At 60.8% G+C, this 18,528-nt stretch carries 18 protein-coding genes and 1 pseudogene; 9 read left to right on the top strand and 10 right to left on the bottom strand.

Going from position 1 to position 18,528, the window contains the following annotated elements:
- Genes NVB75_RS04135 through arnC form a run of 7 tightly spaced genes read right to left on the bottom strand, consistent with a single transcriptional unit; the run spans position 1 to position 7,695 of the window.
- Positions 1-1,380, bottom strand: coding sequence for a UDP-glucose/GDP-mannose dehydrogenase family protein (locus NVB75_RS04135; protein ID WP_258346131.1), 1,380 nt, complete (start codon positions 1,378-1,380; stop codon positions 1-3).
- Positions 1,377-1,790 (bottom strand): 4-amino-4-deoxy-L-arabinose-phosphoundecaprenol flippase subunit ArnF, encoded by a 414-nt coding sequence (gene arnF / locus NVB75_RS04130; RefSeq protein ID WP_177021107.1) that lies wholly within the window; start codon positions 1,788-1,790, stop codon positions 1,377-1,379. The genes NVB75_RS04135 and arnF overlap by 4 nt, the downstream gene beginning before the upstream one ends.
- On the bottom strand, positions 1,787-2,134 hold the full coding sequence (arnE, locus tag NVB75_RS04125) for a 4-amino-4-deoxy-L-arabinose-phosphoundecaprenol flippase subunit ArnE (protein WP_003217625.1): 348 nt from the start codon (positions 2,132-2,134) through the stop codon (positions 1,787-1,789). The genes arnF and arnE overlap by 4 nt, the downstream gene beginning before the upstream one ends.
- Positions 2,131-3,786, bottom strand: coding sequence for a lipid IV(A) 4-amino-4-deoxy-L-arabinosyltransferase (arnT, locus tag NVB75_RS04120; RefSeq protein ID WP_258346130.1), 1,656 nt, complete (start codon positions 3,784-3,786; stop codon positions 2,131-2,133). The genes arnE and arnT overlap by 4 nt, the downstream gene beginning before the upstream one ends.
- Complete coding sequence (arnD, locus tag NVB75_RS04115; protein WP_258346129.1) at positions 3,783-4,667, bottom strand: 4-deoxy-4-formamido-L-arabinose-phosphoundecaprenol deformylase; 885 nt, start codon at positions 4,665-4,667, stop codon at positions 3,783-3,785. The genes arnT and arnD overlap by 4 nt, the downstream gene beginning before the upstream one ends.
- The gene (arnA, locus tag NVB75_RS04110) at positions 4,667-6,658 is read right to left on the bottom strand and encodes a bifunctional UDP-4-amino-4-deoxy-L-arabinose formyltransferase/UDP-glucuronic acid oxidase ArnA (RefSeq protein WP_258346128.1); all 1,992 of its coding nucleotides are present in this window, start codon (positions 6,656-6,658) and stop codon (positions 4,667-4,669) included. Before arnA ends, arnD begins: the two co-directional genes overlap by 1 nt.
- Positions 6,655-7,695: an undecaprenyl-phosphate 4-deoxy-4-formamido-L-arabinose transferase gene (gene arnC, locus NVB75_RS04105; protein WP_258346127.1), complete on the bottom strand. Its 1,041-nt coding sequence runs from the start codon at positions 7,693-7,695 to the stop codon at positions 6,655-6,657. Before arnC ends, arnA begins: the two co-directional genes overlap by 4 nt.
- A 469-nt stretch (positions 7,696-8,164) precedes the next feature.
- Here arnC and NVB75_RS04100 point away from each other — a divergent pair, with 469 nt between their 5' ends.
- The 7 genes and pseudogenes from NVB75_RS04100 (at position 8,165) to NVB75_RS04075 (ending at position 15,248) form a co-directional block, all read left to right on the top strand.
- Positions 8,165-8,953, top strand: a complete 789-nt coding sequence (locus NVB75_RS04100; protein ID WP_258346126.1) for a M949_RS01915 family surface polysaccharide biosynthesis protein — start codon at positions 8,165-8,167, stop codon at positions 8,951-8,953.
- Positions 8,954-9,056: 103 nt separating this feature from the next.
- Positions 9,057-9,971, top strand: a complete 915-nt coding sequence (xerC, locus tag NVB75_RS04095; RefSeq protein WP_258346125.1) for a tyrosine recombinase XerC — start codon at positions 9,057-9,059, stop codon at positions 9,969-9,971.
- Positions 9,972-10,095: 124 nt separating this feature from the next.
- A pseudogene (locus NVB75_RS33285) lies at positions 10,096-10,851 on the top strand (MCP four helix bundle domain-containing protein); the annotation flags it as partial.
- Positions 10,846-11,709, top strand: coding sequence for a methyl-accepting chemotaxis protein (locus tag NVB75_RS33280; protein ID WP_375378934.1), 864 nt, complete (start codon positions 10,846-10,848; stop codon positions 11,707-11,709). The pseudogene NVB75_RS33285 and the gene NVB75_RS33280, both read left to right, overlap by 6 nt.
- A 215-nt stretch (positions 11,710-11,924) precedes the next feature.
- Positions 11,925-12,845: a ribokinase gene (gene rbsK / locus NVB75_RS04085; RefSeq protein ID WP_258346123.1), complete on the top strand. Its 921-nt coding sequence runs from the start codon at positions 11,925-11,927 to the stop codon at positions 12,843-12,845.
- Between the two features lie 28 nt (positions 12,846-12,873).
- Positions 12,874-14,205 carry an L-fucose:H+ symporter permease gene (gene fucP, locus NVB75_RS04080; protein ID WP_258346122.1) on the top strand — a complete coding sequence of 444 codons (1,332 nt, stop codon included), beginning with the start codon at positions 12,874-12,876 and terminating at the stop codon, positions 14,203-14,205.
- Positions 14,202-15,248 (top strand): aldose 1-epimerase family protein, encoded by a 1,047-nt coding sequence (locus NVB75_RS04075; protein ID WP_258346121.1) that lies wholly within the window; start codon positions 14,202-14,204, stop codon positions 15,246-15,248. The genes fucP and NVB75_RS04075 overlap by 4 nt, the downstream gene beginning before the upstream one ends.
- Here the strand turns inward: NVB75_RS04075 and deoR are convergent.
- Positions 15,245-16,003, bottom strand: a complete 759-nt coding sequence (deoR, locus tag NVB75_RS04070) for a DNA-binding transcriptional repressor DeoR (RefSeq protein ID WP_258346119.1) — start codon at positions 16,001-16,003, stop codon at positions 15,245-15,247. The two genes, NVB75_RS04075 and deoR, sit on opposite strands and share 4 nt — an antisense overlap.
- A 129-nt stretch (positions 16,004-16,132) precedes the next feature.
- Here deoR and deoC point away from each other — a divergent pair, with 129 nt between their 5' ends.
- Positions 16,133-16,816: a deoxyribose-phosphate aldolase gene (gene deoC, locus NVB75_RS04065; protein WP_258346118.1), complete on the top strand. Its 684-nt coding sequence runs from the start codon at positions 16,133-16,135 to the stop codon at positions 16,814-16,816.
- Between the two features lie 137 nt (positions 16,817-16,953).
- On the top strand, positions 16,954-17,178 hold the full coding sequence (locus NVB75_RS04060; RefSeq protein ID WP_003217639.1) for a DUF2188 domain-containing protein: 225 nt from the start codon (positions 16,954-16,956) through the stop codon (positions 17,176-17,178).
- Positions 17,179-17,297: 119 nt separating this feature from the next.
- Here NVB75_RS04060 and NVB75_RS04055 read toward each other — a convergent pair whose 3' ends face one another.
- Both NVB75_RS04055 and NVB75_RS04050 read right to left on the bottom strand, forming a co-directional pair.
- Complete coding sequence (locus tag NVB75_RS04055; protein ID WP_258346117.1) at positions 17,298-18,155, bottom strand: SDR family oxidoreductase; 858 nt, start codon at positions 18,153-18,155, stop codon at positions 17,298-17,300.
- A 99-nt stretch (positions 18,156-18,254) separates the two neighbouring features.
- Positions 18,255-18,527 carry a DUF2790 domain-containing protein gene (locus tag NVB75_RS04050; protein WP_258346116.1) on the bottom strand — a complete coding sequence of 91 codons (273 nt, stop codon included), beginning with the start codon at positions 18,525-18,527 and terminating at the stop codon, positions 18,255-18,257.
- Position 18,528 lies beyond the last annotated feature (1 nt).

Genomic DNA, 18,528 nt, shown 5'->3' with positions numbered 1-18,528 from the left:
TTAGGCTTCCTCGGCCTGAGGTGCCCAGTTTTGCTGGGGGATCGGCAACTGGCAGGATTCGCCGCGGCCCATCGGGAAGTACTGGATGCCTTTGCGCGCCAGGCGCTCGCCGTCGTACAGGTTGCGACCGTCGAAGATCACCGGGGTTTTCAGGCGTTGCTGGATCAGGTCGAAGTCCGGTGCCTTGAACTGCTGCCATTCGGTGCAAATGATCAGGGCGTCGGAGCCGCTCAAGGTGGATTCCGGGGTGCCCATCAGCATCAGGCGCGGGTCATCGCCGTAGATACGCTGGGTTTCCTGCATGGCTTCCGGGTCGAACGCGCGCACATTGGCGCCGGCAGCCCACAAGGCTTCCATCAGCACCCGGCTGGGGGCGTCGCGCATGTCGTCGGTGTTGGGTTTGAACGCCAGGCCCCACAAAGCGAAGGTTTTGCCCCGCAGGTCGCCCTTGAAGAACGCGTTGGCACGCTCGAACAGCTTGCTCTTCTGGCGCTGGTTGATGGCTTCCACGGCTTCCAGCAGATCGCTGGAGCAGTTGGCGGCCTTTGCGCTGTGGATCAGGGCGCGCATGTCTTTGGGAAAGCACGAACCGCCGTAACCGCAGCCCGGGTAGATAAAGTGGTAGCCGATACGCGAGTCGGCACCAATGCCCAGGCGCACGGCTTCGATGTCGGCGCCCAGGTGTTCGGCCAGTTCGGCGATCTGGTTGATAAAGCTGATCTTGGTGGCCAGCATGCAGTTGGCGGCGTACTTGGTCAGTTCGGCGCTGCGCAGGTCCATGAAGATGATGCGGTCGTGGTTGCGGTTGAACGGCGCATACAGCTCGCGCATCACCTCGCGCACTTCTTCGCGTTCGCAGCCGATGACGATGCGGTCCGGACGGCGGCAGTCGGCAACGGCCGAGCCTTCCTTGAGGAATTCCGGGTTGGAGACAATATCGAACTCCAGATGGCGGCCGGCAAGGTGCAGGGCCTTTTCCATGTGGGCGCGCAAGGTGTCGCCGGTGCCGACGGGCACGGTGGACTTTTCCACCAGGATCACCGGGTCGATCCGGTGGCGGGCTACCGCATCGCCTACCGACAGCACGTATTTCAGGTCGGCCGAGCCGTCTTCATCCGAAGGCGTGCCCACGGCGATGAACAGCACTTCGCCGTGTTCGACCGCGAGTTTTTCGTCATAGGTAAACGTCAGGCGTCCGCCTTCGAGGTTTTCCTTGACCATCGCCGCCAGGCCTGGCTCGAAAATGCTCACGTGGCCCTGTTGCAGCAACTTGACCTTGTTCTCGTCTACGTCCATGCAGATGACATCGTGACCGACTTCGGCCAATACAGTGGCCTGCACCAGACCGACGTAACCACTACCAAATACACTGATTTTCATGGGGCATTCCTGGGACTTGTGGTGCTAGCACGACGAGAGTTGATAGTCAGGACTCCGAGGATGACCAAGGCCACCCCCGCAGTTTTTGAAAGCGAAAAATGTTCGTTGAACACCGGCAGGCTGGCGGCCAGCAGGTAGACCAACGCGTAGCTGATGCTGAGCAGCGAGTAGGCGCGCCCCAGCGGTAAATCTTTCAGGGCGCCGAGCCAGCAAAGCATCGACAGGGCATAGGCAATGATCGCGAGGATCACCACGCCCAATGCGCCGAGGTCGATGGCGCCGGTGTTGAGTGCTGTCAGCCATTCAGTGGGCAGCGGCAGGCGCGTCATGCTCCAGCGCATGCCCAACTGGGCACCGCTGACCAACGCAACGCTGCCCAGGGCCAGGGCAAAACCGCGAGCGCGACTCATACCTGACGCCCCAGCAGGACCACACCGGCAATCACCAGCAGCACACCGAACCAGTGGCGGCCATCGATGTGTTCATGGAACACAAAGCGCGCCACCAGGGTGACCAGTACAAAGTTGAGGCTGAGCATCGGGTAGGCGATGCCGACTTCCAGGCGTTGCAGCACCAGCAGCCACACCAGCAAACCCAAACCCAGACACACCAGCGCTGACCACAGCCACGGCGAGCGCAGTTTCAACGCCCAGCCATCCGGCTGGTCACGCCAGCCTTCCACGGCAAACTTCTGGGACACCTGGCCCATGCAGGTCAGCAGGCAGGCACCTAACAACAGCAGCAGAGTGGTCATGGCGCGCTCTGCGGGAAGATCAGAATCACGATATTGCCCTGCTCGTAACGCTTGCCGTCTTTGGGCAGCAGGTCCACTTCCTGGCGTTCGTCGTCACCCTTGACCCGCATCACCACGCCCACCGAACCTTGTTTGCGCGCATCGCTCATCCATTGCTGGACGCTGGCGGCATCGATCTTGCGGTAAGCGGTGTCCGGGAAGGCGATGCCGTATTTCACTTCGCCAACGGTGTTGTAGAGCATCACTTCAGGCCGCTGCAGGCGCCACGACAAGGCGGATGCGGCGCCCAGGTCATTGCTCAGCAACGCGGTGGTCGGCTGCAGCTCCTGGAGGTGATCGATGATGAACTGGTCCGGGGTCTTGTTATAAACCACCGAGTGCGGCAACGCGGCCGGCACCAGGGCCACCAGCAACCAACTGCCAATCACCGGCGCGGCCCACATCTGCAACGGGCGGGCGGCTTGCAGCAGGTTGGCAATGATCCAGCCGAACAGAAATACGAACACCAGCACCAGGCTCAGGGTTTCCTGACCGTGCTCATACACCGGCTTCTTCAATTGGAACCAGGTCAGGGCCAGCAGGCCCAGCACGCCGATAATCAGGTTCAGCCAGCCATTGATGCGCAATACGCGGCCACGGGCCTGGCCCAGTTTGTCCGCCAGGGTGTGCCCCATCAGCAAAGCGAGAGGCAGCAGGCACGGCATGATGTAGGACGGCAGTTTGCCCTTGGCCAGGCTGAAGAACGCCAAAGGCATCAGCAACCACAGCAGCAGGAAGGCGATTTTGGTGCTGCGCTTTTCCAGCCACGCCTGTTTCACGGTGGACGGCAGCAACGCCATCCACGGCAGGCTGAACGCGACCAGCAGCGGCAGGTAGTACCAGAACGGTTCGGCATGTTGCGCATCGTCGCCGGCAAAGCGCTGGATGTGCTCGTGCCAGAAGAAGAAGTTCCAGTAATCCGGTTCCTGGGCATGCACCATCAGGGCCCAGGGCAGGCTCACGAGAATCGCCACGGCCACGGCCACCAGGCCATAGGTGAGCAGTTCACGAAAGCGTTTCTGCCAGAGCATGTAGGGCAGGGCGATCAACACCGGCAACAACCAGGCAAGGAACCCCTTGGTCATGAAGCCCATGCCGCAGGCGAACCCGAGCAAGGCCCACGACCACAAGCGGCCACGGCTCGTGGTGCTGTCGAAACAGAACCACAGCGCGGCGCCGGTCAGGTTGACCCAGAAGGTGAACTGCGGATCGAGGTTGGCATAGCCCGCCAGGAACGCGACGCTGACGAAACTCATGTACAGCACGGCGCTGACCAGGCTCTTGCGCGGGTCGTTCCACAACCGCCGGGCCACGCAGTACACCAGCAGGATGCTCAAGCCGGTGCTCAAGGCCGAGGCAAAACGCACGCCGAACAGGTTCTGGCCGAATATCGCCTGGCCCAGCGCGATCATCCAGTAGCCGGCCGCCGGCTTCTCGAAGTAGCGAATCCCCATGAAGTGCGGCGAGGCCCATTTGCCGGTCAGCAGCATTTCCTGGCTGATCTGCGCATAGCGGGTTTCGTCGGGAATCCATAGGCCATGGGTGGCCAACGGGATCAGGTAGAACACCCCGAAAGCCAGCAGGAGCAGGGGCAGGGCCCAGCGCTGGATCATGCCTTTTGCACTCCGAGCCAGCCTTCACGGCCGCTCAGCGCACCGCGCACCAGTTGTTGCTGGGGCAGGGTGCTCAGGTCGGCGGGCAACAGGTCGCCCAACGGTTTGAATTGAATGCCGCGCTGCCCTGCCTGGGCGAGCAACTGGCGAAAATCATTGGCCATCAGAATCCCTTCTACTTCTGCGTGGATCGTATAGACGTTGAGCTTCGACGGCTTGAAGCGGTCGAGGATGTACGCATTGAAATCCTTGGCGGCCACCACCGGGCCCACGACTTCGTCGAAGGTCGGCATGTCTACCGGGATTTGCGGCGTGCCGGCACTGCCATCCGCCAGGGTCGGCCGGAACAGGCTGGTACCACGGCAATCGCTGTTGTAACGGAAGTTGAACGCTTGCTTGGCTTGCACCACGCGCTCATCGGCACGCCAGCCGGCAGCGGCTGAACAGTCGATGGGCTCACCGAGGATGTCGTTCAAGGTGTCGACGCCACGGCGGATCTGTTCGATCAGCTGTGCATCGCTCCAACGCCCGGTGTTGGCTTGCCAGCCATGGTGGTCCCAGGCGTGCAGCCCGACTTCATGCCCGGCAGCCTTGGCCTGGCGCATCAAATGCCCCAGGTCGCGACCGATGGGTTTGCCCGGCCAGGCGGTGCCGGCCAGCAAAATGTCCCAGCCGTACAAACCGGCCGCGTTGGAACGCAGCATCTTCCACAGGAATTGCGGGCGGATCAGCCGCCACAAGTGGCGCCCCATGTTGTCCGGCCCGACGCTGAAGAAGAAGGTCGCCTTGACCCCGGCTTCGTCGAGCGACTCCAACAACCTTGGCACCCCTTCGCGGGTGCCTCGGTAGGTGTCGACGTCGATGCGTAGACCCGCTTGCATCAGCGCTTGTCCGCGATTTCGAGCATGGCTTCACGCAGGAAGAAATCCAGGGTGTTGCCAATGGTTTCGCTCATCTCCACGGTAGGCTCCCAGTTCAGCAGGCGCTTGGCGTTTTCGATGCTTGGCTTGCGGTGAGCCACGTCCTGGTAACCGGTGCCGTAGAACGCCTTGCTCTCTACGTCGCGGAAACCGGCAAACGGAGGGAAGTTGCTGCGCAGCGGGTGAGCTTCGAACTGACGCAGCAGTTCTTCGCCCAACTGGCGGATGCTGGCTTCGTTTTCCGGGTTGCCGATGTTGATGATCTGACCGTTGCAGTTATCGTTGTCGTTATCGATGATGCGGGCCAGGGCTTCGATGCCGTCGGCGATGTCAGTGAAGCAACGCTTCTGCTCGCCACCGTCGAACAGACGGATCGGCGTGCCTTCCACCAGGTTCAGGATCAACTGGGTGATGGCGCGGGAGCTGCCGATACGGGCCGAGTCCAGGCGGTCGAGGCGCGGGCCCATCCAGTTGAATGGACGGAACAGGGTGAACTTCAGGCCTTTGTCGCCGTAGGCCCAGATCACGCGGTCCAGCAGTTGCTTGGAGACCGAGTAGATCCAGCGCTGCTTGTTGACCGGGCCCACCACCAGGTTGGAGGTGTCTTCGTCGAAGTACTGGTCCTGGCACATGCCATACACTTCGGACGTCGACGGGAAGATCACGCGCTTGTTGTACTTCACGCAGTAGCGAACCAGTTTCAGGTTCTCTTCGAAGTCCAGTTCAAAGACGCGCAACGGGTTGCGGGTGTATTCGATCGGAGTGGCGATGGCCACCAGCGGCAGGACCACGTCGCACTTCTTGATGTGGTACTCGATCCACTCGGAGTGAATGCTGATGTCGCCTTCCACGTAGTGGAAATTCGGGTGGCTGCGCAGGCGCTCGATGGCGTCGGAGCCGATGTCCAGGCCGTAGATTTCGTAGCGGTCGTCACGCAGCAGGCGCTCGGACAGGTGGTTACCGATGAAACCGTTCACGCCCAGGATCAGCACGCGGGTGCGGCGTGGCTTGCGGCCGGACTCGGCGCCGCGCAGTACGGAACCGTCCACCAGGCCCAGTTCATCCGCCAGGGACGGGCCGGCCAGGTACAGGCCGTTTTCGTTGCGCTGGCCGAACTTGACCACCAGGGAGTCTTCACCGCAGGCGATGCGCAGCGGGTTGACGCTGATCACACGGCCGGGTGCCAGGCCTTCGTTGCCTTTGACGACTTCAGCGCTCCAGACGATCAGCTTGTGCTCGCCCACGGCGCAGAAGGCGCCCGGGTACGGTTGGGTAACGGCGCGAACCAGGTTGAACAGCTCTTCAGCCGGTTTTTTCCAGTCCAGCTTGCCGTCAGCGGCGGTGCGACGACCGAAGTAGGTGGCTTTGCTTTCGTCCTGGGCGGTTTCAGTCAGCTTGCCTTGAGCCAGTTGCGGCAGGGCGTCGCGCAGCAGGTTGGTGGCGGCGTCACGCAGTTTGGCGTGCAGGGTCAGGCCAGTGTCGGTGCGGTCGATCACGACTTTCTGCTGGGCCAGGATCGCGCCGGCATCGGCACGCTTGACCATGCGGTGCAGGGTCACGCCGGTTTCGGTTTCGCCGTTGACCAGCACCCAGTTGGCCGGTGCGCGGCCACGGTATTGCGGCAGCAGGGAGCCGTGCAGGTTGAACGCGCCTTTCTTGGCGGTGGCCAGCAGGGCTTCGCTCAGCAGGTTGCGGTAGTAGAACGAGAAGATGTAGTCCGGGTTCAGCTTGGCGATGCGCTCGATCCACAGTGGGTGGTTGGCGTCTTCCGGGGCGTGCACCGGGATGCCGTTGCGGGCGCACAGTTGCGCGACGGAACCGTAGAAATTGTTTTCCTTGGGATCATCGGCATGGGTGAACACGGCAGCAATTTCGTAACCCGCACTGAGCAGGGCTTCGATGCCTGCACAGCCAATATCGTGGTAAGCGAAGACAACAGCTTTTGAATTCATGACGAAACCTGATCGGAAGGAGAAGTAGAAGTAGAAGTGTGGGAGGAGGTCAGGCCATCGACCGTGAAGGTCTCGGCCGGCGCTGCCGGTTGGTTGCGCAGCACTTTTTCAATAAAGAACCGTGGGCGGGCCCGCACATCGCTGTACATGCGGCCCAGGTATTCACCCAAGAGGCCCATGCCGATGAACTGGCCACCGGTGAACACGAACAGCACGGCGAACAGCACGAACATGCCGTCACCGGCCCAGCCGGCACCGAAGGCCAGCCGCATCACGATCAATGCGACCGCAAACAGCATGCCGAGGGCCGCCAGGCTGAAACCGACGATGCTCAACAGGCGCAAGGGTGTGGTGGTCATGCAGGTCAGCAGGTCGAACATCAGGCTGATCAGGCGCATCGGGCTGTACTTGGACTCGCCGTGCTCACGCTCGGCGTGGTGCACCAGGATTTCCGTGGTGTGGCGCGCAAAGCTGTTGGCCAGGATCGGGATGAAGGTGCTGCGCTCGCGGCAGGCGAGCATCGCGTCGACGATGGTGCGGCGGTAAGCGCGCAGCATGCAGCCGTAGTCGCTCATGGCCACGCCTGTGGAGCGTTGCACGGCGAGGTTGATCAGGCGCGACGGCCAGCGGCGGAAGGCTGAGTCCTGGCGGTTGTTGCGCACGGTGGCAACCACGTCGTAGCCCAGGGCGGCCTGTTCGACCAAACGCGGGATTTCTTCCGGCGGGTTTTGCAGGTCGGCGTCCAGGGTGATTACGACGTCGCCCCGGCAATGCTCGAAGCCGGCCATGATCGCGGCGTGCTGGCCGTAGTTGCGGTTGAGGATCACCGCCACCACATTGCTGCCTTCGAGGGCGGCGGCGTCTTCCAGCAATTGCGCGGAGTTGTCGCGGCTGCCGTCGTCCACCAGGACGATTTCGTATTCGTAGGCCAGTTGCTTGCAGGCGGCCATGGTGCGGCGCAGCAGTTCAGGCAGGCTTTCTTGTTCGTTGTAGACCGGGATAACGATCGACACGCAATGAATTGGGTAGGGTTTCAAAGATTCATTACCTCGGGGGTTAGAGCAACTTGAAGCGTAAAGACAGCAGTCATCAACAGCCTGGAGAAGCAGGCGCCTGATTAAAAATAACGTGGATTCATGGCATTCATTCGTGAGTCCTGACAGGTGACGGTGGGTCTTCCATGGCTTACGTGAGTAAAGACCAAAACGCCTAAAGGTAAAGCGTAATCAACGAGTTAAGCTGCAAGTTACGGTTTGTTCTCAAGTCGTGCCGCCAAGATTAAGCGCAAAAATGTTCAACGAATATGAAACGCAGATGAAAAAGTCGTTTTTTTGGCAGGTAGACAGCTAGGGTTCAGGTAAACAACATCAATGCGCACAACGCCGTGTTCGCGGTGCGTGGCGGGGCAATGGTCTTTTCCCGCGCACGGGGTCATTCCTGAACAATCTTCTCTGCAATGCCGTGCAAGTGCCGGTAAAGTAAGCCATCTCTTGCCAGGGCAGTCGGATGAATAGCGTGCAGCGTTTGCGGCCAATGTTGATGGTGTTGTTGATGACGGTGGCCTGGGCCACGAGTGTGCGGGCCGATGACGGCGTGGCACTGACGGCCATCGACCAGGTGCCCGATGGCGTAGAAGTGCGGGGTAAACAGGTCGGCGCCTTCACCTGGAGTGATAAACAGGGCAAGAACCTGTTGGTGCTCGCTGAGCAAGTCAGCGAACGCGATGACGATGGCGCACAGTCAGCCTTTGTCTATGCGGCCCAGTACCTGCTCGACGGTGACCGGCCCAAGCGCCTGTGGATGCTCTACGACGACGTGCAGCATTGCGAGTTCGACGCCGGGGCGCACTACAACACCGACGCCACCCGGGTCACCGACCTGCTGGGTGACGGCATCAGCCAGGTGACGGTGGGTTACAGCCGTACCTGCACCAGCGATGTCAGCCCCAATGATTTCAAGCTGATCATGCACATCGGCAAGTCGCAGAAGTACCGCTTGCGCGGCATCGACCGCTATGGCGCGAGCTGGTGGGATGAAGACGCTGGCGCCTTGCAAGGTATGCCGTTGCCCAAGGATTGCAGCATCGCCGCCCAGCAAGCGCTGGTCAGCCAGTACAAGGAGCAGGGCACCGAGCTGCCGCTGCCCGGCTGTTATGGCGACGAGGAGGACTTTGCCAAGGCGCCCAAACCGTACCTGGAGTTCATGCGCCAGCACTGGTTTGCCTTGATGCAGAAGCAGGACACCAACTGGAGCCAGCAGCAGACACCAGCCCCGGCGGAAGACGATCAGGAATAGCCCCATGGATTGACCTGCGCTAGACTCGGCGCTCGCCAATTCACTAAATATGTCGATTAAACAGATGGTTAGTCGACATATTTAATCCAAAGGCTGATTTACCTTGACTGAGTCTATCCGCAACCCGCTGACCCTCTACCTCACCCGCCTGGCACCCTCCAGCCAGCTGACCATGCGCTACGTGCTGCAAGACGCCGCCGACCGCCTGGGCTTTGAAGACATCAACCTCGAAGACATCGACTGGCACCTGTTGCAACCCGAACACGTCATGGCCCTGGTGGCGGCGCTGCGGGAAGACGGTTATGCGCCGAACACCTCCTCGCTGTACGTCAACGCCGTGCGCGGGGTGATGAACGAAGCCTGGCGCATGAGCCTGATCAGTCAGGATCACCTGTTGAAGATGCGCTCGGTCAAGGCCATGGCCGGCACCCGGCTGAGCCAGGGTCGCAACCTGCGGCGCACCTTGATTCGTGAGTTGATGGAGGTCTGCGCCGCCGACCCGCGCCCCCAGGGCCTGCGGGACGCCGCGGTGATCGGGATCCTGTATGGCTCGGGCATGCGCAAGTCGGAGTCGGTGAATATCGAACTGGGCCAGGTCAACTTTGACGAGCGCAGCCTGCAGGTCACCGGCAAGGGCAACAAACAACTGATCAAGTACGCGCCGGCCTGGGCCTTTGCCAAGCTGGAGGCGTGGCTTGAGTTCCGTCGCAGCCAGTTGAAACCCGGTGAGCAGGACGACAGGTTCCTGTTCAACCGCATTCGCCGGGGCAGCCATATCACCCGCGAGCGCATCACCAAACACGCGATTTACTACATCGCCCGCCAGCGCGGCGAGCAAGTCGGCGTGAAGATCATGCCCCATGATTTCCGGCGCTCGTTCATCACCCGGGTGATTGAAGAGTACGACCTGTCCATTGCCCAGAAGCTGGCGCACCACACCAATATCCAGACCACCGCCAACTATGACGTGCGTGACGACAATGAACGGCGGCGGGCGGTGGATCGCTTCGACTTGTAGGCGCTCCTGCAGCTGGCTTAATTCGGTGCCAACTCGGGCTCATTAACCCGCAAACCGTGCCGATAACGCTACTAGTGACGCTCGAACGGTTGGGGCCCCAGCCGGCGGTTCAGGGGATGCAGGCATGACGATTAAATTACGCTTGATGCTGTTGATTGCCACCGGGTTGCTCACCGCTTTGGTCATGAGCCTTGCCGGTTATCTGGGAAATACGCGAATGGCCGAGGCTGTACAGAACAATGAAATGAGCATGACGGTGCTGCGCAACCATATGGAGGCCGACATGATGCACGATGCACTGCGTGCCGACGTGTTGTCGGCCATGCTGGTGGGTCTGGACAAAAGCACCAGCACCAAGGCCGAAGTGACCAGTTCGCTCAAGGAACATGCCGAGCACTTCCGGCAGGTACTGGGGGACAACCTCAAGCTGCCGCTGGACGACACGCTCAGAGCCAGTCTGGAAAAAATCAAACCCAGCCTGGACACCTATATAAGCGCCGGCGAACGCATCGTCGCCCTGGCGTTGGACAACCCCGACGCCGCTCGTAAGGAACTGGACAGCTTCAACGCCGCGTTCAGTCGTTTGGAAGATCAAATGGCAACCTTGAGCGAGCTGATCGAGAACAATACCGAACAGGCTGGTGTGAGTACGCGGCAGACCATCAGTACCGCCAATCTCACCCTGATTGCGGTGCTGGTTGCAGCCCTGCTGCTGCTTTTGGCTCAGGGGCGCTGGGTCATGCTGAGCATCATGGGGCCGCTGCATACCGCCAGCCGTATCGCGGCAAGTATCGCCCGTGGCAACTTGAGCGAGCCGATCGTGGAACCCCGTCGCAAGGACGAAGCCAGTTCATTGATTCGCAGCCTCGCCACCATGCAGCGAGATTTACGCGCAATGATCGAAGTGGTGCGCAGCAACGCCCATGGCGTCAATAGCATGAGTGAACGCTTGAGCCACGGCTGCCATGAAGTCGCTGGCAGCAGTCAGCAGCAAAGCACGGCGGCCAGCACCATGGCGGCAGCGGCCAGTGAAATGACTGCCAGTATTGAGGAAATCACCCGGCACGCCGGGCGCGCCCTGGATATGGCCAACCAGGCTGAAGCCCTGGCCAAGGACGGTGGTCAAGTGATCCACCAAGTGGTGAAAGACATGGATGGCATTGCCCGCTCAGCGCAGCAATCGGCTCAGGTGATTCGCACACTGGACAAGGAGTCCGAGGCGATCTACAGCATTATCCAGGTGATCAAGGGGATCGCTGACCAGACCAACCTGTTGGCCCTGAACGCCGCGATTGAGGCCGCTCGCGCCGGCGAACAGGGGCGTGGTTTTGCGGTGGTCGCCGATGAAGTGCGCAGCCTGGCGGGCCGTACCAGTGCCTCGACCCAGGAAATTGCCAGCATGGTCGGGCGAATCCAGCAGAGCACCCGGGAAGCGGTGACGAGCATGGAGGAGGGCGTCACCCAGGTGGATAAAGGCATGGCGGTCACTGCAGAGGTGGAGCGAGCGATCCGCGACATCCTGCAGGCCACCCTGAAGACGACCGAGTTGGTGAATGACATCTCACGCACCATCGGTGAACAGAGCCTGGCCAGCAACGAGATTTCTCACCAGGTGGAGATGATTGCGGGAATGTCGGAAAACAACAGTCGCATCATTGGTGAAACCGCCTCAACCACCGACGAGCTTGCCGGCTTGGCCGGCAGGTTATCGCAGTCCGTGGATCGCTTCAGCCTGTAGCCCAGGCGACGCTGCACAGACCTTTGTGGAGAAGGGGCGTGCCACGCAAACGTGTCGCCGCCTCACATCCCTGACTGAACTGCATTGCCCACTGCGCAGGGTTCATTGATCGACCATTGCAAAAAAAGATTGAATATTCACACCTAATGTTATTTAAATAACAAAACAAGAGCGCCACGACCTGCCTGGTCGTGCCGTAACAAGGTGGAATAGCAATGGGCAAGATCGCAGTCATCGGCAGCAATATGGTGGATTTGATTACCTATATCGACCGCATGCCGGTCCAGGGCGAAACCCTGGAAGCGCCGGGCTTTGCCCTGGGTTGCGGCGGCAAAGGGGCCAACCAGGCGGTGGCGGCAGCCAAGCTTGGGGCAGATGTGTTGATGCTCAGCAAAGTCGGCGACGACATGTTTGCCGACAACACACTGGCCAACTTCCAGCGTTTTGGTATCGACACCCGTTACGTACAGCGGGTGCCCGGCGTGTCCAGCGGCGTGGCGCCGATTTTCGTGCGGGCCGACTCCCACAACAGCATTTTGATCGTCAAGGGTGCCAATGCGCATTTGCTGCCGGCGGATATCGACGCGGCGGCCGCCGACCTGCGTGAGTGCACGTTGATCGTGCTGCAACTGGAGATCAATCTGCCGACGGTTTACTACGCCATCGAATTCGCTCACCGCCACGGCATCGCCGTGCTGCTCAACCCGGCGCCGGCGTTGGCCGGGTTGAGCGCTGAGCACTTGGCGCAGCTGGATTTCCTGATCCCCAACGAATCGGAACTGGCGTTGATTACCGGCCACGTCGTGGATTCGCCGGACTCGGCCCGCATCGCTGCACGCAGCCTCGTCGCCAGCGGCATTCGCCACGTGATCGTCACCCTCGGTGAACACGGTGCTTTGTACGTGGGCGAGGAGGGCGAATTCGAGGTGCCGGGTCAGCGGGTCGACGCCCGTGACACCACCGGCGCCGGTGACGCCTTTATCGGTTGCTTCGTTCAGCACTGGAGCCGCGACGGCCATATCCGTCATGCCATGGAGCAGGCGGTGGCGTATTCGGCGTGCTCGGTGACGGCGCTGGGCACCCAGACCTCTTATCCCGACAGCGAAGCATTCGCCCGCTTCCAGCAACAGCGCTAACACCCTCTACCCAGCCCGGAGAGCAATAATGAACAAACCTGCGCTGCAACAGACACCCGATGGTTTCTACCTGAACCGCACGCCCTGGTTCGCCTTTATCCTGCTGTGCAGCATCTTTGCCTTGTGGGCGGCTGCGGCGAGCATGAATGACGTGCTGATCGCCCACTTCAAGAAGGCGTTTTTGCTCAGTGATTTCCAGACCGCCTTCGTGCAGTCGGCGTTTTACCTTGGCTACTTCTTTGTTGCGATTCCGGCGGCGATGGTGGTTCGTCGGTTCAGCTACAAGACCACGATCCTGATCGGCCTGCTGCTGTACATGTTCGGCTGCCTGTTGTTTTTCCCGGCCGCGTCCACGGCCAAGTACGGGATGTTTTTGCTGGCGCTGTTCGTGATTGCCGCCGGCCTGTCGTTCCTGGAGACAGCGTGCAACACCTACTCGACGCTGATGGGCCCACGGGAAACCGGGACCCGGCGCTTGAACATCTCCCAGACCTTTCACCCGTTCGGCGCCATGGCCGGGGTTTATGTGGGCAGCTTCGTGATGTTCAAGGACACCGACGCCACCACCCAACAACTGCAGCAGATGAGCGTCTCCGAGGCGGCGGTGCAACAGTTGCAGATGATTCAGTCCACCTTGTTGCCCTACAAGTGGATGATCGCGGTGCTGGTGCTGATGTTTATCCTGATCGCCATTACCAGGTTTCCGGCCTGCAAGGGCAATAAGCCGGCCGACAGCAAGCCCGGGAGCCTGCGTCAAAGCCTGGGGCGGCTATGGCGTAACCCGCGCTTTACCTTTGGCGTACTCGCGCAGTTTCTGTATGTGGGCGCGCAGGTGGGCGTGTGGAGCTTCACCATCCGCCTGGCCATGCAAATGGGCGGCATGAATGAACGCAGTGCTTCATGGTTTCTGCTCACCACGTTTGCCGCCTACTTTGTCGGCAAGATGATCGCCAATTTGCTGATGCGCCGACTGCACCCGGCCAAGGTCCTGGCGATGTACGGCGTGCTGTGCATCGTGCTGCTGGCCTACACCATTCTGGTGCCGAACATCTCGGCGGTGTACGCAGCGGTGGGCGTGAGCATTTTCCTCGGTCCATGCTGGCCGACCATCTACGGCTTGACCATCGATGGCCTGGGCGAGGACACCGGCGTCGGCGGTTCCTTGCTGGTGATGAGTATTGTCGGCGGCGGGGTGATTCCGATCTTCCAGGGCCTGTTGTCCGACGCCAGCGGGGGCAACATGCAGTTGGCCTACAGCGTGCCGTTGCTGTGCTTTATCGTGATCGTGATCTATGCGGTCAAATGCCTGCGCGAGTCAGACACCGTCCCGTTGGGCTCGGCAGCAGCGGTGGCCTCATGAATACGCATATGCCGCTGTATCGCGCGGTGTTTGGCGAGCAGGAAAAGATCCTGTTGCAGTCCGGGGATTTCAAGGTCAGCGCCTGGACGTACCCGTCCGGCGTGCTGGCGGTGAGCCTGGAGAACAGTCGTGGGCGACTGGTGGTTCTGCCTTATCAGGGGCAGATGATCTGGTCGGCACTGTTCGACGGTCGCGACCTGACCATGAGCAACCTGTTTGAACAGCCCCGTCCCAGCCCAACAATCATCGATACCTACGGCTGCTTCATGTTCCACAGCGGCCTGCTGCGCAACGGTTGCCCGGCGCCGGATGATAGCCATGCGTTGCACGGTGAAATGCCCTGCGCGCCCATGGACACGGCGTGGCTGGAAATAGGCGAGGGCTTTGTGCGCCTGGGCGGCTCGTACCAATACGCCAAGGGGTTCGGTGATCGTTACCGGGCGTGCCCCAGCGTGACACTGCGCGCCGATTCGGCCGTGTTCGACATCGACATGGACGTGACCAACCTGGCCAGCAAGCCCATGGACCTGATGTACATGGCCCACATGAACTACGCCTATGTGCCCGGCGGCCGGTTCGTGGAGCCGCTGGGCATGCAGCGCCTGCGCCTGCGTACCAGCGTGCCGGACCACGTCAAGCCAACACCCGACTGGAGCGCCTACATGGCGCAACTGGCCGAGCATCCAGCGCAGTTGGCCTGCCTCGATCAGCCGGCGTTGTACGACCCTGAGATTGTATTTTTCTTCGACGACGTGGGTACCGACGCCACGGGCCACGCGCACTTTCTGCTGGAGCATCGCGATGGCGCGGCGTTCTACACCCGTTACCGTCCCGAACAGTTCGAGCACGCTGCACGCTGGATTCTGCACACGCCGGATCAGCAAGTGGCGGCCTTCGTGCTCCCGTCAACCTGCGAGCCCGAAGGCTATAACGCCGAGAAAGCCAAAGGGCACGTGCGTCAGCTGGCAGCCGGGGCCAGCGCTTCGTTCAGCGTGACCACCGGCTACTTGAATGCGCAGGAGCGGCAGCGGTTGCTGGGTTAAACCAGTAATTGCGCGCCGCTGGCCTGAATGGCGTCCTTGTAGGCGCGGGGGATTTTCTTGTCGCTGACCACGTACTGAAAGTCCCCCAGGGTCGCGAAGTGTGCGGTACGCACCGTGTCGAACTTGCTGAAGTCGGCGAGCAGCACCCGTTGCTGGGCCTGGCGCAGGACCTTTTGCTTGACCTCGACTTCATTGAAGTTGAAGCAGGTCACACCGAACTCCTGGCTGACGCCCGCGGCGGTCACGAAGGCCCACGTCAGGCGCACGCTGTCGAGAATGCTGCTTTCGGCACTGCTTTCAAACACCTGGTTCTTGCGGTGAAAGGTGCCGCCGCATAACACGATGTGGCAGTTGGGCTTGTTCTGCAGCCTGAGCAGCACGTTCAACGAGCTGCACACCGCGGTGAACTCCAGCTCCTCCGGGATGAAATCAATGACAAAGGGCGAGGTAGTGCCGCAGTCGAAAAATACCGTGTCACCGGGTTGTATCAACCGGGCGGCGAGTTTGCCGATGCGGCGCTTTTCCTCGACGTGGCGGGTGTCCTGGTCGGCAACCCGGTACTCGCTGGCCTCACTGGCGACCCGGGTGATATGGCCACCGAGCAGGCGCAAGTGATCGGTGAAGTGGCTCAGGTCCCGGCGCAGGGTCATCTCGGACACGTCCAGCAGCGCGGCCATTTCCCTCAGGTGAATGGCGTTCTGGTCCTGCAAGGCTTGTTGGATAAGCTTGAGTCGCTCGGCTTTTCTACTGTCCACGGGTATTCCAGGGCTTGATTGTTTGTGTTAAATGAGTAACATTAAGTGTGAGTATTGTAACGTATTTTATGTGAGCGCTGTGACAAGCGGTACACGAACATTGGCAACATACAGGCAAGGACTCGTTAAATGAACACTCTTCAACCTGCAGCATTGGCGAAGTATATCGATCACACCTTGCTGGCTCCCGATGCCTCCCGTGAGCAGATCCGCACCTTGTGTGGAGAAGCCCAGGAACATGGCTTTTATTCGGTGTGCGTGAATTCAGGCCAGGTCCCTTACGCGGCGTCGTGTCTGACCGACGATAGCGTGGTGATCTGCGCGGTGGTGGGCTTCCCGCTGGGTGCCGGCCTGAGTGACACCAAGGCATTTGAAGCCCAACGGGCCATTGCCGCCGGGGCAGGGGAGATCGATATGGTGCTCAATATCGGTTGGTTGAAGGAAGGGCTGCTGGACGCGGTGCGCGATGACATTGCACTGGTCCACAAGGCCTGCGGCGCCGTGCCGTTGAAAGTGATCCTGGAAACCTGCCTGCTCGACGACGAACAGAAAGTCCAGGCGTGCGAGATCTGCCGGGATCTGGGCGTGGCGTTCGTCAAGACGTCCACGGGGTTCAGCCGCAGCGGCGCAACGGTCGAAGACGTGGCACTGATGCGCAAAACCGTGGGTGCCGGGGTTGGGGTCAAGGCGTCCGGGGGCGTGCGCGATTATGAGACGGCGATCAAGATGATCAATGCCGGGGCAACACGTCTGGGCAGCAGTTCGGGGATTGCGATTGTGGGCGGCGTGATGACGGCGGCGAGCGGTTATTGATCCACATCGTAATGACTGAAGGCCCGCCTGTAACCTGATCCGCCAACTGCCTTGAACTCTGCCCGGCACCCGCGCTCGCAATAAGTAGGGCGCGGGTTTTGCCGCGTGCCGTGTTCATTCAGTCAAGGGAGCAGACCATGGATACCTACAACATCAACAAGACCGGCACGGGTTGGGCACTGACCAAGCAGGGCTCGGCGCGGCCGTCGAAAACGGCGGAAACCAAAGAGGCGATCGTTGAGTTGGCGAAGGAGTTTCTCAGCGACAAAACGGCGTCGCTGAGGATTCACAGCATGGACGGGCGGATTCAGGAGGAGCGCACGTACCCGCGCAAAGCTGATCCGACACGATCTCCAGGTTAACCGAGTACCAAATGTGGAAGCGGGCTTGCTAGCGAAGGCAGGGGATCAGTCATACATGTAGTGCCTGACACTCCGCTTTCGCGAGCAAGCCCGCTCCCACATTGGATTGGCGTCCTGCCTTAGAGAATCGGTTTGCCACCGGTCACGGCATAGCGTGATCCGGAGATGTAACTCGCCTCATCCGACGCCAGCAGCACATAGATCGGTGCCACCTCCACCGGCTGCCCCGGGCGGCCCAGTGGCGTCTCGCTGCCAAAGCTGTTCACGTCCTCATCGGGCATGGTCGAGACAATCAACGGCGTCCAGATCGGCCCCGGGGCCACGCTGTTCACCCGGATGCCCTTGCTGCCCAAGAGTTGCGCCAGGCCGCCGGTAAAGTTGGCAATCGCGCCCTTGGTGGCGGCATACGCCAGCAACGTGGGCTTGGGCATATCGGAGTTCACCGAACTGGTATTGATGATCGACCCGCCGGCCTTCATATGGGGCAGGGCCGCCTTGCAGATGCGAAACATCGCGGTGATGTTGATATCGAAGGTCTTGACCCATTCTTCGTCGGGAATCTCTTCCAGGGTCTCGTGGGTCATCTGAAACGCTGCGTTATTCACCAGCACATCGATACGCCCGAACTGCTCAACGGTCTGGTCGACAATGGCCTGGCAGGTGGCCTTTTGCGCGAGGTCTCCCGGCAACAGCAGGCACTGGCGGCCGGCTTCTTCCACCCAACGGGCGGTTTCCCTCGCGTCCTCGTGTTCATCCAGGTAGGCGATGGCTACGTCGGCACCTTCACGGGCAAAGGCAATCGCCACGGCGCGGCCGATGCCGCTGTCGGCGCCGGTGATCAGGGCGATCTTGTTGGCCAGGCGGCCGGAGCCGGTGTAGCTCTTTTCACCGCAGTCAGGGTAGGGGTCCATCTTCTTCTGCGAACCGGGAACGGATTGGGCCTGGCTGGCGAAAGGTGGGCGTGGGTAGTCAGTCATCTCAATCTCCATAGATCACAACGGGTTCTATGGATTAGTAATTTTGCGCGCGGCAATAGTTGTAATCGATTCCCGCAAGGCCCGACGAATGGTTTGTGATCAACCGTGCTGGCAGGCATCGCCCAGGCGCGTGTAGTCCAACTCATGGCGCACGCCGTGGCTGTCGATGTAGACCATGTGGCCCTTGACCGGACCGCACTCGGTGGATGATTCGGTACTGACCCGCACCACCTTGGCGATATCCAGGTCCTGAGAGTAGTCGTACGCCTCGCTGGTGGGTGCGCTGGCACTCACAGTGGACACCGGTATTTCGCCCTGGGCGATGGCCAGTGTGCTGAACAGGCCCAGCACGGCAATAAGCAGATAACGCATG

The sequence above is a fragment of the Pseudomonas sp. CBS genome (assembly GCF_024734645.1).
GTDB lineage: Bacteria > Pseudomonadota > Gammaproteobacteria > Pseudomonadales > Pseudomonadaceae > Aquipseudomonas.
Note: the sequence above shows the minus strand (reverse complement) of the source record. Positions and strands in the feature narration are given on the sequence as shown.